11 protein-coding genes and 4 pseudogenes are annotated in these 16301 nt (G+C 57.8%); 9 read left to right on the top strand and 6 right to left on the bottom strand.

What is annotated here, in order from left to right; translation table 11 throughout:
- Position 1 precedes the first annotated feature (1 nt).
- Genes nodU through H8A95_RS15620 form a run of 5 tightly spaced genes read right to left on the bottom strand, consistent with a single transcriptional unit; the run spans position 2 to position 5039 of the window.
- Positions 2–1711 (bottom strand): nodulation protein NodU, encoded by a 1710-nt coding sequence (nodU, locus tag H8A95_RS15640; RefSeq protein WP_229166921.1) that lies wholly within the window; start codon positions 1709–1711, stop codon positions 2–4.
- Between the two features lie 13 nt (positions 1712–1724).
- On the bottom strand, positions 1725–2354 hold the full coding sequence (gene nodS, locus H8A95_RS15635) for a nodulation methyltransferase NodS (protein ID WP_229166920.1): 630 nt from the start codon (positions 2352–2354) through the stop codon (positions 1725–1727).
- 12 nt (positions 2355–2366) lie between these two features.
- Complete coding sequence (nodC, locus tag H8A95_RS15630; RefSeq protein WP_229166919.1) at positions 2367–3743, bottom strand: chitooligosaccharide synthase NodC; 1377 nt, start codon at positions 3741–3743, stop codon at positions 2367–2369.
- A 16-nt stretch (positions 3744–3759) separates the two neighbouring features.
- Positions 3760–4419: a chitooligosaccharide deacetylase NodB gene (nodB, locus tag H8A95_RS15625; protein WP_229166918.1), complete on the bottom strand. Its 660-nt coding sequence runs from the start codon at positions 4417–4419 to the stop codon at positions 3760–3762.
- A complete protein-coding gene (locus H8A95_RS15620) occupies positions 4416–5039 on the bottom strand; it encodes a NodA family N-acyltransferase (RefSeq protein ID WP_229166917.1) in 624 nt (207 codons plus the stop codon). Before H8A95_RS15620 ends, nodB begins: the two co-directional genes overlap by 4 nt.
- 752 nt (positions 5040–5791) lie before the next feature.
- On the opposite strand from H8A95_RS15620, the pseudogene H8A95_RS15615 reads away from it, so the two are divergent.
- The 8 genes and pseudogenes from H8A95_RS15615 to H8A95_RS15580 form a co-directional block, all read left to right on the top strand.
- Positions 5792–6017 (top strand): annotated as a pseudogene (locus H8A95_RS15615) (LysR family transcriptional regulator); the annotation flags it as partial.
- A gap of 202 nt (positions 6018–6219) precedes the next feature.
- A pseudogene (gene nodD2, locus H8A95_RS15610) lies at positions 6220–7210 on the top strand (transcriptional regulator NodD2).
- A gap of 600 nt (positions 7211–7810) precedes the next feature.
- Positions 7811–8020: a hypothetical protein gene (locus H8A95_RS15605; RefSeq protein ID WP_229166916.1), complete on the top strand. Its 210-nt coding sequence runs from the start codon at positions 7811–7813 to the stop codon at positions 8018–8020.
- Between the two features lie 122 nt (positions 8021–8142).
- Complete coding sequence (locus tag H8A95_RS15600) at positions 8143–8856, top strand: MerR family transcriptional regulator (protein WP_229166936.1); 714 nt, start codon at positions 8143–8145, stop codon at positions 8854–8856.
- A 353-nt stretch (positions 8857–9209) separates the two neighbouring features.
- Complete coding sequence (locus H8A95_RS15595; RefSeq protein WP_229166915.1) at positions 9210–10322, top strand: branched-chain amino acid ABC transporter substrate-binding protein; 1113 nt, start codon at positions 9210–9212, stop codon at positions 10320–10322.
- Between the two features lie 950 nt (positions 10323–11272).
- Positions 11273–11530: pseudogene (locus tag H8A95_RS15590) on the top strand (transposase); the annotation flags it as partial.
- A 169-nt stretch (positions 11531–11699) separates the two neighbouring features.
- Complete coding sequence (locus H8A95_RS15585; protein WP_229166914.1) at positions 11700–12728, top strand: LLM class flavin-dependent oxidoreductase; 1029 nt, start codon at positions 11700–11702, stop codon at positions 12726–12728.
- Between the two features lie 1114 nt (positions 12729–13842).
- On the top strand, positions 13843–14217 hold the full coding sequence (locus H8A95_RS15580; RefSeq protein ID WP_229166913.1) for a NolY: 375 nt from the start codon (positions 13843–13845) through the stop codon (positions 14215–14217).
- Positions 14218–15044: 827 nt separating this feature from the next.
- On the opposite strand, the pseudogene H8A95_RS15575 reads toward H8A95_RS15580, so the two are convergent.
- Positions 15045–15369: pseudogene (locus H8A95_RS15575) on the bottom strand (IS256 family transposase); the annotation flags it as partial.
- Between the two features lie 414 nt (positions 15370–15783).
- On the opposite strand from H8A95_RS15575, the gene H8A95_RS15570 reads away from it, so the two are divergent.
- A complete protein-coding gene (locus tag H8A95_RS15570; protein ID WP_229166912.1) occupies positions 15784–16020 on the top strand; it encodes a hypothetical protein in 237 nt (78 codons plus the stop codon).
- The last annotated feature ends 281 nt before the right edge of the window (positions 16021–16301 follow it).

The raw sequence follows: 16301 nt of genomic DNA, 5'->3' as shown, positions 1-16301 counted from the left end.
CTTAGGCCGACAGAAGTCGTTCAGCCGGCGTTGGCTTCCTTACGGCCGCTTTTGTCCAGAGCAAGCCCTCGCACCACACATGCTCAACACGTCCCCATTGGCAGGCCGCAGCAGCATCCGGGAAGAATCCACGTCCGTGGAGGTTGGCGCTCGTATTGCAGAGCAGCGGAATGCCCGTGAGTTGCTCAAATTGGACGAGGAGCTCGGCGATTTTGTGCGGAGAGTTGCGGGAGATTGTCTGCAACCGCGCAGAGCCGTCCAGATGGACGACAGCGGGGACCTTGTCGCGCCATTCCGCTCGAGTCTGGTGATCGAACAGCATGTAAGGATCTGGCGTACCTGGGCTGAAGATGTCTGGCGCGCGATCCTCAAGGCAAATCGGCGCCACCGGTCGGAAGTGCTCGCGACGCTTAATCTCGTTGAGATGATCCTTCATTGCCGGGGAGGTCGGGGCTGCAAGAATGCTTCTACCGCCCAACGCCCGCGGCCCAAGCTCGGCGCGCCCGGAAAGGAAGATTACCGGCTTGTTGTCGGCGAGAATGACCGCAAGTTCACGCAGACTGCACGGCGCCACCCCCCAGTCCGACGGAACCTCACCAGCGTGCAGGGCCGGACCACTGTAGACTGACCATTCCAATGGCCCGAACCCATTTTGCGTCGCCATCGCACTGCAAGCAGCGCCGATTGCCGAGCCGCTGTCATTCGGGAATGGCGGCACCCAGACATCATCGAACAATCCCGTCGAGCGAAGCGCACTGTTCCATTTGATATTGAGACCGCAACCACCGGCTACACATAGATTTCGCGCTCCCGGCAACGACGAGTGCCGCAGCAGAACCATCGCAATTTCTCTGACAAGAAGCCGTTCCAGGAACACATGAAACGACGCAAGGACGTCCTCCGCTCGCTTGGCCTTCAGGCGCAGTGCGCTTGCTTCGAAAAAGTCGTGCATAGCTGCAAGCGACGCTTCCTCATTGTTGATGTCCGCGCGGTAGCGACGAGCCTGCTCCGTGTCGGCCGCGAAGCGCTTTTCGTAGAGCTCCTGAAACACTGCCACGATGCTTTCGTCGACAGAGCCAAGCGCGATGTAAGCCATCAGCTTGCCGGCGATGCCTAAGTCCCAACTGGAGCGATTCGGCTGCCTGTAAGGCCCGAAGTGAAGGCCGGCGGCTGCATAGGCGTGACCGATCATCGGAAACAGGCATCCAATGAGCCGCGCCCCCCGAGGTTCAACATAGTAAAGACGTGGAAAGATGCAGCCGCCCCATACCAGACAGAACGCCGGTTTTCCGACACTGGCAAAGGGGCTGGTGCTATATGCTGACGCGACGTGGCCCGTGACGTGCGGGTAACTCTTATAGGGAAACACCTTGCCGCCGAGGATCAGGCCAAAGCCGTCGACGAAATCAAGAAGGCCCTCAGCATGGCGCTCGACATAGGGCGCCCCTTTCAGCGCGATCGGCACAGCCCCACTGAGAACCTGGAACTGCGACTCAATCTCCCCATCCCAGCCGTCAATGACGAACTGATCAATATCTCGCGGATGCAGGCCATGCTCCGCCAAGGCGAGCACGACTGCATCGAGATTGTCGACGGATTGATAGCATGGATTGTTGCCGCGCTTCTCTTGCTCGGTGCAAAACACAAGCCGCCCGTCCTCGACGACAGCAATTGCCCCGTCATGTGTTAACTTGATGCCGCAGATGCGCATACGCCCCCCTGGCCTAATGACCGACATTTGATTGTTCTGACGAGTGACTCGGCTTCCGGAACAGGACGAGCAAGCAGTCTTCGTTGACCGATTCGGTCTGGCAATGCAGACGCTCGACCTCTGATAGACTCTCGTTGAAGAGAGCAATCACCGTCTCAGCACCAGCAGCGTGACCCCAGCGTTGATACGTGGCATCACGCGCGGACCCGAAAACCAGAGCCCCATTTGGGGCAAGCATACTCACCAGGTTGCGGATAGCCGCGTGCATCTCGGCAATGTTCTTGAGGTAGTAAAGCACCTCGGCCACGACGATCAGATCGAACTGCTCGGCGGTTGAGAACCGTTTGATGTCACAGGTTATCCACGCGATATGTGACCACCTCTTGGTTCGTTGGCGCGCTCGCTCAATCGCCTGTGGCATGACATCGACCACGGTGATCCGTTGGCAATGGGGCGCCAGCATCTCGGTGAATGCGTCGGCAGCAAATCCGACTTCGAGAGCATGCGCAACATCCCCGTTGCAACGCGAGATCCGGAGCATTTGCGCGTAACGCTCCTGCTCGAACGAATTGCTGTCGGGGCGCCATGGATCGTCGACAGCCAACCCGCGTTCCAATAGCTGGTAGTTGTTGTCCGGTGTCACGAGGCATTTAGCCTATTTGTAGGCGCTCGATCGATCGCGACCGCAAACACTCTTCGTCGCGGCCACGCTCGATGGGCGGTCCAAAAGCCCCGGCTTAGGAATTGCGCCAGAACTCACCCCACTTGTTGCAGAGCTTATTCCGCTGGTCGCGAGCGGGATGACGGCCTTCTTTTCTTCTTCGGCTGTCGCGCTGATGACTTTGCGCGACAACCAATCGCTGTTGCTCAATGTACAAAGCGCATAGGCTTTCAACGGCAGCAAGAGAAAGATGTTGATGGGCGTTTGGAGCGAGAAGGCGAGAAACCGCATATCGCGAGCACGGAACGCTGCCACACTGCACCGGACCATCGTCATTGCTGCAATCGTCAGCACCGTCCACCAGGCCACCGACCCGCCGATGACGAACTGTGCGAGCCCAGCCAGTGATGACAAGGCGAGAAGCAGGGGGCCGAGATTTTGCCCGACAACGTCTAGCGTGAGATAACCATCGAGCCCTGGCAGGAGGCGCAACGCAAGAAACGTGTCCCGAAAGGTACTGCGGGCCCAGCGAAGTTGCTGCCGAAGATATGGCCCAAGGCTGTCAGGCACCACTGTTGCCGCGATTGCATCGGGGACATACTCGGTTCGAAACCCCGCCTTGAGCATGAGGATCGTTAGATGACGATCCTCACCGAAATCACTTGGCTTTCCACGGAAGAATTGCGTTTCGTATTGATCAAGCAGCAAGGCGAGCGCAGAGCGACGATACATGGCACATGGCCCACAGCAGCACATCACCGCACCGAAACGAGCCTGTGCCGCGCGCTCCTCGTTGCAAGCCAGCCAATATTCCATATCGATCAGCTTGGTCAGCCAGGTTTCGTTGCGATTGCTGGCTATCAACTGCCCCATGACCGCGCCGATGTCAGGGTTTTGCATCTTCAACACAAGCTTCGTGACTACGTCAGCGGCAAGTATCGTATCCGAGTCGACGTTGAGGACCAGATCGCCGGAAGAGCCACGTATCGCAGCAATCTGCGCCTTGCGCTTTCCGACGTTCTTGGCCAGCAAAATGATGCGAAACCTCGGATCGTTCGCATAGATTGTGTGTACCGGATCTACAAGGTCGCGTTTTGCGGATCCGTCATCGACCACGTGAACTTGCAGTTTTCCAGCGTAGTCCTGGTTTGCAATCGACGCGAGACATTCAGAGAGTGTGTTTGGGTCCTCGTTGAAACACGGCACGATGACATCTACGCTGGGCAGAGCCACCTCGGCTTGTCCGAAATCGCCCCGCAGCGGTAAGGGATTGGCCGGCTGAGCGTAAAGCGCTTGCGCGCACTTGTAGACGGTCGAGAGCAGCGCATAAGACGAAACGACGACAGCACTGGTTGTAGCGAGCAGGTCCATGAGGTGCCAGTTTTGTTCAATGAAGTTGAGGAAGCGGATGGATTTCGAACCCGCGCCGTTGGAGTGCGGGAATCAGATATGACAGCGCCCTCGTCGTCTGATCACGCGAAGTGGCATCCGTGCACGATCTCTCCTCGCCGGGGGGATATCCGTCGTGCAGGAGCACAATTGCCCCCGGGCGAACAGCCGCCAGCACTGAATTCACGATGCAATCAACCCCAGGGCGCGACCAATCTCTCGGATCGACCGACCAGTGCACAGCTGCCAGGCCAGCCTTGGCTGACGTAGCAAGCACGTCTTGTGTCCATATGCCGTAGGGTGCCCGCATGTGCCTGGGCAACGCCTGCGGGCATGCCAAACGGATCGCCCTGCTCGCCGTTAGCACCTCATCGTGTACCTCCGCTGGTTCGCATCTGGACAGATCCGGATGCGTCATCGTGTGGTTTGCAACCTCGTGCCCTTCGGCGATCATTCGTCGAATGAGTTCAGGTTGGTCGGCCGCGTACGTGCCGATAACGAAGAACGTCGCGGGCACCCGATGATGCGTCAGCACATCAAGAACATCCGGCGTGCAGAATGGATTGGGCCCGTCATCGAAGGTCAAGTACACCGAGCGACCTCCGCTGACGTCACCGTAGTCGCGCCGCACCGCAGATAAGGGAATGAGTTCGTTCACAGCTCGGGCCCGTTCCGATCGATAATCGTCCCGGCTGGCCACTCGCCTATTGGGCGTCCAAGCGGGAACACCACCACGAGCTCGTCTTCGATACGGATCGGCGACAAATTAGGGTAGACATCTGGCTGGGTGGAGCGGACCCGAACGCCAGACATGAGGGTCGCCAACCCCTGCCTTCCGACCAGTCTGGTAAGATGTTTCTCAAGGGCGGGCCGGACCGCACCAAAACCGAACGGCATCCCAAGCTCCTGCAGCGCAGGGTACATCACGCGCATTGAGTGGCTGATTCCAAGCCCCTCGAGATCCGGACGCACGGCATAGAGTCCCAGTTCGGCCACGAGAAGATCGATACCACCAATCTTGATCAAGCGGCGTAGTGGACCGATCAGAGCAGCGACACCGCGCGCGTCGTCACCGATTATGCGGACTTCAGGCCTTGCACCGGGCCAACTTCGATTATCTTCGAATGGCTGTGCATTGAGCGCGCCGGTCGGCCCGTAGCTCTTACGGAAGAAGTCGGCAAGGTCGGCATGATCGGCGAGCTGCAGCTCGTTTTCCCAGCGAAGGCTCCACTGGACTTGAGTGCGCGCGGAGGGCCCTTCCGCAGACGCAATGTTCATGGCGGACTTCCCTGCGCAAGTGGGGGTGAGAGCGGAGATGGTCACGTAAGCAACTCGCTATTTGCCGAACCGGTGATCAATCTGAAATGCGCTGGCATGCGGCATCCGCGCTCGGCTTTCCTCGCAGACCGCGCGAGAGCAGACCGACTCGGAATGGATTCCCAAGCGCCTATCTGCACCATGGAGAGGCTCCGCCTCGTCCAAGATCACGATCGGCGCTGCCGCATCGGAGGGCTCGCCATCGATGCGTGAGAGCTCATCAAGGGCGCACCCGACTGGCACCGATCAACTTCGGTGCTATGCATCTTCGACACGCCTTGAGTTGCGATGGACAGGCTCGCCTTTTGGCGAGCCGCCGAATATTTAGCATCCGCAATCTGAGCACGCCGCTTGGCCGCGACAGTAAGGTGAGGCCGAGCACACCCTCAAGTGTACGCGGGTAAACCGGCAATATGAAAAGGGATGGAACAGACATACGAAGGTTTATCGGGACCTGCCTAGCGTCGCATCGCGTGCTCGTCGCATCGAGAGGACGCGACGCAACTGGCGTGGGGCAGCGATACCCACATCCCACACCGTTTCGGCAGATCCTCGCACGTTCAGGAGTTTTTATCGGAGCCCGCGTAGGACCAGCAGCCATCGTCGTATGCCCAATTCATTTTCCAAACTGATGTTTGCTATCCAACATTCCACAATTTGGTAAAATCGATTGTTTCTATAGAACCCATCCACACAATGGATAGACTCACAGCATGCGGTTCAGGGGACCTGATCTAGTCCTTCTCGTTGCGCTCGATGCTCTGATGACGGAACGCAACCTCACAGCGACGGCGCGAAAATTGACCTGAGCCAGCCCGCCATGAGCGCCGCGGTCGCGCGGCTGCGCAGTTGCTTTCGCGATGAATTGTTTACGATGACAGTCGCGAGCTCGTCCCGACGCCCGGCGCGGAGGCGCTTGCAGGCCCAGTTCGCGAGACCCCGCCAATTAAATTAAACGCTTGAATCTGACACTGCGTCAGGTTGGAGTTTTGCCTCCAGCCTAACGCTGGGCTGGCGGACGTCGATGGGCGCATCGAGCGAACTCATGGCTACGGCGCGATAGTCACTTTGGCTGGTCTGCCAATGGCCCTGGACCGTTGCCACTCATTGTGCGAACTGTAAAGACGATCGCGTCGGATAAATAAGACATGCGTTTCTAGGGCATGGACTCTATCTCGTCGCCCTCGATGCTTCTAATGACTGAGCGCAGCCTTACCGCAGCAGCACGCAAGATTAACCTCAGTCAGCCGGCCATGAGCACAGCCGTTGTCCGGCTGCGCTCCTATTTCCGTGATGAGCTGTTTGCAATGAGAGGCCGGGAACTTGTCCCGACCTCACGCACGGAGGGACTGGCGCCCCCGTTCGCGAGGCTCTGATGCACATCCAACTCTCCATTATCGCCCGAGACGCGTTCGACCCCGCGCAATCGACTCGGCGATTCAGGATCGGCCTTTCCGGCTCCAAAGCGGTCGTATTCTTCCGACATGTCGTAGAGCGTGTCGCGCGCGACGCACCCGCCGTCAGCTTCGAACTGGTGACGCTCGCCGATGAGCACGATGAGCTAGTCCGGCGCGGCGAGGTTAATTTTGTTATCCTCCCGGAACTATTCATGTCCAGCGTGCACCCGCGTACAGCCTTGTTCGAGGAGAGGCTTGTGTGTAGGCTGCGGTACGAACGATCAGCTACGGCGACGGCTTACATCGATATATGTCAATGGGCCACGTCGCGGTTAAGGTCGGAGTTGCGCGCAACCCTCCCATCGAGGAGTGCTTTTGCCCGATCGCGGCCTCAACCGACGCACCGACGTTCTCGTGCAGAGCTACGGCATGATCCCGCCGATGCGGGTGGGCACGAGACGCATCGGGGCCATACCATTAAGGCTCGTTAAGCATTTCGAAAGGACGGTGCCCCTCCGGATTGCCGAGCTTGCGCAGCCGTTCCCCACCTTTATCGAAGCGGTCCTATGGCCCGTCCTTCACAACAGCGATCCGGAAAGCATCTGGGTGCGAGAGATATTATTGCAGGAGGCGCCCCGCATGACATCTGCGCCAGACGAGCGCTCCATGATCTGCGCTTCGGAACAAGCGGATACTGAAGGACGCTTGGCGAGAGCTACCTCCCGGCTGTCGTAAGACTCTTGCAAAATGGGCGAAGCTTGCATCCGGCTACATGTCTCGACAGCCGCAATTCCACTTCCCCTGAAACTCATTCTTTGCTCATGAGCGTCCCGCAGTTTCACTGCCCGGCGGCCATCATGAGGCTGTCGCGAGACTCGCACATTGATATCCCCGACGTGCGGGCGGCGGCTCAAGCCGCCTGTTTTTTTGATGGCCGCGCATCAGAGACGAAGCACCACATGCTCAACGCCTCGCTCAAGCCACGCCCTCACGTTCCGAGGCTGCCTTGCGTAGCAGCCTCATAACTAAGATGAGCTCGAAGCTGCTAGCCGTCCACTCTCAAAACCAGTAGGTGCTCCTAATGCGCGCAGCCGATGCGCTTCGCCGGGCGCGACATGACGCACAGCCGGCACGCCGATAGATTACGCAGATGACCGGAATCGCTCGTGAAATTTGCAAAACACCGCGCAACTGTGTTGCCTTGTCGCATCACCTTAAAGCGATCCGCGTCTTCATCGCTCTGCGCCGCCGGTCTGACTTCTTTTGGCCCTACGGCGGCCAAACGTCTTGACGACGTGCGCCGCCTTGACGCAATGGCAAACAAGGAGCCGAACGTTGAAACAGTACAGCGGCGTGTTCGATCCGGAAGAACTCTCGATCTTGGGAAACCTCTTTGATGGTGCAATCACAGCGTTACCGCCATCGATGCGAACGCCTGAAAATCGAACGGCGGTCGCCAAACTCATCTTGGAACGTACAGAGATCGGCGCGTCCGGGCTGGCAAGCCTGATGAACTTGTTGACCACCATCTCCCCACAGGGTTGATCGCCAGCCATTCTAAGGATAGTCACCATCTCTTACGCTGGAATGGAAGACGATCCGGCTAGAGCTTTGAAATAGCTTGAATCATACGTGACGTCAGGTTGTAGGCTTTGAAATTGAACAACATGAGCAGAGCTACACCACGAAGGCGTCGATGGCGCATTGGCGAACTTGCAGAGGCGACCGGAGTAACGGTGCGCGCGCTGCATCATTATGAACACACGGGGCTCTTAGCCGCGTCAGAACGTACAGACGGCGGTCACCGGATGTACGATCGTGAAAGCGTTCAACGGGTTCATCAGATTCGAGCGCTACGTGAGCTTGGCTTTTCCCTTTTAGAGATCGGCAAAGCGATGGAGGGCAAGACTTCACTGATTGACCTACTGCGCAAACATTTGGAGCGGATAGAACTTCAAGTCGCTCGAACAACCCTGTTGCGAGATCGCTTACGCGACATGACGACAGATCGTGAAAGCCAGGTAAGTGTAGATGAGCTGCCCGCCACCTTGGATGCCATGTCTCGGGTCGAGACGCGCCGTCGGACGTCCCGATGCACATGCAAGTTGGCTGCAGAGCGCGAGGAGCGGTGGCGGCGGATCCGCGACGAACTGCGCGATTGTATGGATAGAGGCGAACACCCCTGCGGTGAGCGAGCAAAGGCTGTCGCGGTTGCGGCGCGGATGCTGATCAGCGAAATCGCCGGAGCTGATTCGCGCGTTTCGACGATCCTGAAGGTCCTTGCGCGCTTAAGTGCCCCCCGCAGTCTGGCTGGTTGGGATCCCAGTCTCATGCAGTATCTCGATCTCGCCCTTGCCGGGTTGGAGGATCAGCCGTACTGATGGCCTGAAGCAGGGACGCGCGCAGGATTGTCCGTCGGTCTTGGTCATCTAGAGGAGAACCGATAACGCCTCGGGACACTGGCTCTGATGCGCGGCGGCTGAGTGTGCGGCTCAACCGGACCGATCTTTCCGCCTGGCCTCGTCGATCCTCCCGTCGACGCCATGGTCAGATGTTTCCTCAAAAAGGGGCTTGAACCGCACGTAACGTCAAATTGTAGGCTCTACCGTGGCAGCGGTGCGGCCGAGCTGACGCGCATGAGCTTCGCTTGGCAGCAACAACCGCATCGATATCGGGAAGTAAGTCGGGCCGCGGCCTCTAGCGGTTCACTTCAGGTGAGCATTGGAGCTCTACAATGTTGGATAGGCGTTACGCTTTAGCTGCAAGTGCAGCACTGCTCTTCTGCGCCCTCGCCTCGACTGCGCGCGCCTCCGACGTCAATATTGCCCTGGCCGGTCCCTTGAGCGGAAGCAGCGCTCCGTTTGTCGCGCAAATGCGCGATGGAGCGGCTACCGCCGTCGAGACCTTGAACGCGTCGGGCCTACTTCCCGATACAAAGCTGATATTGACTGTCGTTGACGACGCCTACGATCCCAAGCACGCCGTCGCAGTTGCGAATAAGCTCACAACAGAGCGCGTGCGGCTGGTCGTTGGCAATTTTTGTTCTTCTTCGTCCATCCCGGCCTCCGACGTCTACGACGAAGCCGGCATCATTCAAATATCACCTGGTTCGACAACCCCTCAGCTGACAGAACGAGGCCTTGAGACGGTGTTTCGGATCTGCGGCCGCGACGACCAACAGGGTCTCGTTGCAGCTGAGTACATTCACGGAAACCACCATAACGAGGCGATCGCAGTGCTTGATGACAAGAGCACGGCGGGTAAGGGCATTGCTGATGTGGTTGCAGGACAGCTTCAGAGATCCGGTGAGAACGTCATTCGACAAAGCTATGTGGCCGGCGAAAAGGACTATGCGGCGCTGGTCTCAAGGATGAAGAAGGAGGCGGTGCGGGTCGCCTATATCGGCGGATATCATACTGAAATTGGACTGATCGTACGCCAGACACAAGTGGCAGGTGCCGGCCTCATCATCATGGCGAACGATCCGCTCATGACCTCTGAATTTTGGGCCATTACCAGCAGTGCCGGAAATGGCACGTTGTTCGCCTTCATGCCCGACCCCGCCAAGAATGCCAACACGGCCGGCATTGCGGGCAGACTCAACGCCGCCAACGTGTCCGCCGAAGGCTACATGCTTTACGCCTATGCAGCCGTCCAAGCATGGGCAGAGGCGGTGAAGCGGGCCGGCTCTTTCGACGCTCCGCGAGTCGCCGACGCACTTCGTTCGCGGCCGATCGATGCAGTGATCGGCCCGGTCTTGTTCGATTCCAAGGGAGACAACGCGGCTCCTGGTTTTCTCGTTTACCGCTGGCGCGACAGGCATGTCGAAGCCGTCGAGGAGAACTGATCGGGGCGACGCGTCGCTTGCCGCAATTCAACCGGTGACACAGATGATGAGACACCCTCACGATCTTGGTGCAGCGATACTCGCGTGCACTCTAATACTCACGGCTTTCGGAGCCTTTTTTGTGTTCGCTGTAGCGCTCGCAGAGCTGTCTGATGTCGATCCGCTCGGTAATGAGTTACGTCCGATGATAGATAAATAGTACCCGTGCCACCCTCAGTGTTGCTACTCGACCTTGCCAAGCCTGATTTGATCAGCTCGATGGTTGCCCGCTTTGGTTCACCGGCTCTTCCTCAAGTAAGCTCGCCATGCAGTCTGCAGCGGGCTCGGCGATGTCACCGAAGTGCTGGCGGTTCTTTCCCACAACGTAGCCATGAAACTCAATTTACAGCGACAATCTACCCCATCAAGAACGCATGCTGATAAATGCAGTTGCGTGCTGCAACTTATGGTCGGTCCCGCACCGTGCAAAACACCGCGAACTGCACACGACAAAACGACCAATCGGCGCTCCAGCCGAACCGCTCTCCACGCGGCTTGCGTCAACCTTGTCATCAATGAGAACCCGCTGCCCGCCGACTTAATGGGAGGTTTGTTGCTGCGATCACACAGCAACGCCGATGTACAGGGGACGCCTCTGCCTTGGGCGGAGCCGCCACCAAGCCGGCCGCAGCGACGTGCAAATCGGGGCGATTCGCACGATCCAGAACATTTTCAACGTCAATGTGGTGAGCCATGCCATCGGCGTCCGCATCTTTGCGCGCAGTTTTGCCTTCTAGGACAACCTTCGGCCTGTCAGGCTTGAAAGGCCGGAAGTTGCAGCAGACTTCGCTGAGCTCGATCCTTCTGGACCACCTTCCGACCCAGCGTTCGCGCCGGCGCGCGGCAGATGACCTCTCATTGGGCATTTCCTCCAGCTGGAGTGCAAGTCCAGCCCCAAGAAGGGCGGACAGATGAGGCGATCAAGATTCACGGAGGAGCAAATTATCGCGATATTGAAGGAGCACGAGGCTGGCGCGAAAGCAGCCGACCTAGCTCGCAGGCACAGGACATCCGAAGCAGCGATCTACAATTGGAAAGCCACATTTGACGGCATGGACATTTCTGCGGCCAAGCAATTGAAGGCCCTGGAAGAGGAGAACGCGAAGCTAAAGATGCTTCTGGTCGAGCACATGCTCGGTGTGGCGGCGCTTCGCGAACTCCTGCCAAAGTAGTGGTCGGGACCTCCATCCGTAGATCCTCATGACCCAATCACATCGTGCAGCTCAGGGCACCGCACCCTGACGAGAAGATCAAAAGCGGTCAAACAGCGAGCCAGCCGCCTTTGAGCACGGCGGCATTGACAACCAGGACTCCAGTTCCACAAGCGGAGATGATCAAGTGAAAAGTGGCCTTCCTTCAAGACTAACGTGCGGCATTTTCGACCATTTGGACGACGACGGCCGCGATGTCGCACGACAATACGAAGATCGTCTCAAGCTGGCGGAGGTGTGCGATTCTCTGGGCTTTTACGCGTATCACCTGGCCGAGCACCATTGCACACCACATGGTAGAGGACCGTCGCCGAACCTGTTTTTATCAAGCGTCGCGCAGCGCACCCGGAGACTGCGCGTTGGTCCGCTAGTCCTGTTGCTCAACCTCTATCATCCTTTGCGCGCATTCGAAGAGATCTGCATGCTTGACCAATTGAGCGGCGGCAGGCTCGAGCTCGGTATCGGACGCGGTTCGCTGCCGACCGAATGGGGCTATTTCGGCATCAGCGCGGACGCGGCGCCAGAGCGTTATGAGGAGGCCAGCGAAATCCTAAATGCCGCGCTAAAGGGGCATATGCTATCCTACCACGGCCGATTCTTTGAGCTGAGCGAGATACCTTTGACCATGAGGCCTCATCAGCATCCATATCCCCCCACCTGGATCACGAGCAATCGGGCCGAGTCGGCGGAGTGGGCCGCTGCAAATGGCGCAAATCTGGCCTGCCTAGGCCGCTCCTCTGCTGTCCGAAACATTATGAATGCGTTCCGCGCCCATCGAGCGCGCATTACAACCGCGGACGATCGGGAGCCGTTTCTTGGTTTGCTCCGCATGATCGTGATTGCGCAGTCTGACCGAGACGCCCATGTAGCAGCGGAAACCGCTTATCAGCGATGGCTCGAAAGCTTTAGATTCGTTTACGAGCTGAACGCCATTCCGACACCACCTACCCTGCCGCTGACCTTCGATGCAGCGCTCGAGAGCGAATTATGCGTCGTCGGAACGCCAGCTTCCGTCCGACGGCTCCTTCTTAACCAGATGGAGGAAGCAGGTGCCAACTATCTACTTTGCCAGCTTGCATTCGGGAACCTTCCGCTGGAAGCTTCTCTATACACCGCAACTGCAATCAGATCCGAAATCATCGCTAGCTTTGGCTGATAGTGAATATCCGATGTTAGCGCCTCAGAGGAGCTGCGCATCACGACCTCCATCTATGATCGGTCGTCCGGCCGAACGTGCGTATTCAGGGCCTCCTGCCTTATTCAGCGGGAGGACCACAGACCGATGAGGATTGGATCACCATCATGGCGGCCTCTTGGCCGATGTCGTCGGCGGTGATGTGAACTGATTTGGAGACCGGCGGCATGACGCGCGAGCTCTATTCACTTGCGGTTGGCATCGTGCGTCACCGAGAACGGGTCGTCCACGGTCGCACGCCCTATCCGCGAGTTGGATGCGTCCCATCAAAACTTTCGATTTTACCGGCTTCAACCAAATATCCCATAGTCAGTCGCCGATTTCCGGAAAGCACACTCCGCGAACCACGTGTGACAATGAACCCTTTTTGCTTTGAGCATCGTTGCAGGGCAACTCGAGCCCCCCGTATCCGCATCCCAAATGACACTCCTCCATCCTGCAAATCGCAGCACGTGCCGCCTATAATTGGATGCAGAATCTCAACGCCTCACGCGCAATCTACCGCTTGGTCGCCGACCTATTTGTCATCCTGCTAAAGGCGTCCCAGGAGATTGGCTCTCACGTACTCTTATAGGATGGGATCCATGCGTGCGCCGGCTAGAATTCGGACAGGTAAACTGCGCGCAAAGCCAAGGCAAACCGGACTTGTCGCCCTGAACAGCCTGCCCGCGCCATCAAGCTGGGGCTGTGACGGCCTGCAGGCGATACAAGGCTGTCAGCTATCTGACAACTCCATTGCAAGACACATTTTCTCCGGCCACGAGGTACTGCTGTCGACTTGCGTGACCAGACCGGCTGCGCCGTATCACCGCGCGCTCCCCTATGTCATCGCAGCCGGGGATTTTCACTGCGCTTGCGCGCTCAGTGCTGCTCGGCGCCGGCCGTCCTCATCTGCTGCCTGCAAGCTTGCACCGTGGTCATCTCATTCTATGCGCCGCTCTCGACTGACCGTACGCTTGCACAGCTTTCTGCAGCCGCAATTTGTTCTAGCCACGCGCCTGCAGCCCCTCGAACGGAACAAACGAGGCACCTCTTTACTCAGCCTACCCTGCTTTTGATTACTCTGGAGAAACCCGTGAAACTTGACCCTTGCAATTCACATATACAGGACCTGACCCACCGCATCGACCTGCAGCTGGACATCGTTGCCGCCCTCGTCAGCGAAAAAGGCAACGAGCTCGAAGCGATCCGACTGCTTAATGCACTCACAAACGAAATGATAAATGCGGAGCTAGCGCTCAGTCAGCGCGGAGATGCGAGGACCAGTGGCCGCACTGGCGACGGGAAAACAGTGCGAATGTCCCAAGACCGCGGTGTCTATCATCCAGAAGACCTTCAGGTTTTAGGACGCCTTTTCGATCAAGCAGTGGCGGCCCTACCTGAGGCTCTGCGCACTCCTGCCAACCAGATGAAGATCGCCACGCTAATTCTGTCGCGTGCAGCGGAGTAAGATTCTATTTCGAGTTATCCGTCGGTTGACGGCGCGCTCAGAACCCATTCATAGCTGGGGCAATGGCGTGCTGCGGTTTAACATACCCAGCACCGCAACAAGCCTCAGATTGGATTTGCTTATCGTCTCGCGGAGCGCGTCGCCCCCACCCGACCTTGTCCGTCTGCGGCCGTCAATACGTCGGATTCGAACGGATGCTGTCGCACTAGGCGATCTTGCATGGGCGAGGACACGATTGCACCTCGATCTCAGCTAGGCTTTTCCCGTATCAGGTACTTCATAGCTGTAATATTTTATATGCCGCAGCCAACCGCACGGGCGATGGCGAATGAACGCAACGCATGTGCCGAAGTACAGGCAAGGCCTTCTCGTCGTCCGGTCTAGTGTTTGACGTTGGGCTCAATGGTTCGGCGCTCGTGTTCCGGCGGCATTGACCCTTACCCCACGAACTACACTCCATGGCTTCTTGCAGGACGACACGAACCAGATCATCACAATTGCCTTGCACCTCGTCACCGCTTCTCTACTGCATCCCACTAGAAGCAAACGTCACACCACGGGGTCATGCGCACGGGTCGAACAACGGGACGACGGTCACGCCGCCGACATATGTCAGAAAGCAAACAAACACTGTCCTGATTGCGTCACGCACTTAGAATATGACATCGTACAAAACGGACAGTACTTGGGTTCGACCGCTTCTTAGCTCGAGGTTGCGAATGTGGTGAACGACTTTCCTCAGGTACGACTGTAGCGTCGATTAGTCCGGACCGGGGATGTCCCGATCGGTGTTGAACTACGTCGGGCCGACGTTGCCGGAATGAATGTTACGCGGCCCTCGTGACGTGGGCAACGGGCTTGATCGTCATGCGATCGTGGTGAGCTTGAAGGGTCGCACGCAGAACCGACAATTGCTTATGCGTCTTCAATCGCCGGAAGCCGTTGTTGGCCTCGATCATGCCGGCCGCGACCCATTCGTAAGGCCATATCGGCATCCCGCCAGCGTTTGACGTTGCGCGTGACGCGGCGAATGGTGCCCATCACGCTCTCGGCGATGTTGGTACAGGCGAGCGATCGACGAAGCTCCTTCGGCAGCTTCAACCGGACGACAGTCTGGATTTCGTCGAGGCCTTCGAGGATGCTGGCCGCTACGCCTCTCGTCATGGCGTTGCTCTCCTTTGTGGAATCAGCACCCCGAGCCTACCGGCTCAAGGTGGGCAACGCCGACCTCTTCAGAAATTCAACAGAACCCGAGACATCCCCTCCGGACCGATCTTCCGATTTCTTGGAAGAGCCACCGCCGACAGCAGGCAAATGGGGGCAATCGGCAGAGCAACGCATGCTCGCCTTCAAATGATTTCAAAATCATTGGAATTGAGGTGGGCCACCCCATTCGGTCATCCGCGCTTCAACAAGCATCTATATAAATTCCATTTCAGCGCCGAGATCAGCTCGACACGCGAGCGCGCCTGAGGATCCGATCTCTTGCCTGCTGGATAGATCACAGGCGCTCGCTGCTTTGAACAAGTTACTTCTTTGTGTTCAGGATATCGATTGGAGTTTGAGATGGATCAAATTTCATCCGAGCAAGTGCAGACGCCGGAGGTTCTCGTAGCCGCATTTGATAAGGCGTGGCGCTTTGTCGAGAAGGATCCGCTCCTGGCGCACAATCACAAGACAGTGCTTCATACTCGCTTGCGAGCTTCCCTGCAGTGCTCGATAAGGAACGGCGAACGGAATGCCTTGCATCTGGCGAACGAGGCGATACGCAACTTGCGCGCAGAACTGGCGCCCTCGACTTAAACAGTAAAGTTGCTCACACTCCACTGCAGGAACGTTCGGCTGCGTTACGACCGCATGTGAGCAACCTCGATATATCGCGGTCGAACTCTTCCTTTACAACTATTCTGCTGCGCTGCACCGCGTCTCGACTGACGTTGCCGATGCAAAGCTCCTGACGCTACGAGACCAGCCAGCTAGATCCACGATCGTAGACGGTGGCGGGACAGCCGGCGGCAAGACGAGTTGGTCGTTCAGGGGCAGCACTCCCTAGATTTGGCGAAAATCGCTGAACAGCGATCGTG

Source organism: Bradyrhizobium oropedii, from assembly GCF_020889685.1.
GTDB lineage: Bacteria > Pseudomonadota > Alphaproteobacteria > Rhizobiales > Xanthobacteraceae > Bradyrhizobium > Bradyrhizobium oropedii.
The sequence above is the reverse complement of the archived record's forward strand: the minus strand, read 5'-3'. Positions and strand labels throughout refer to the sequence as shown.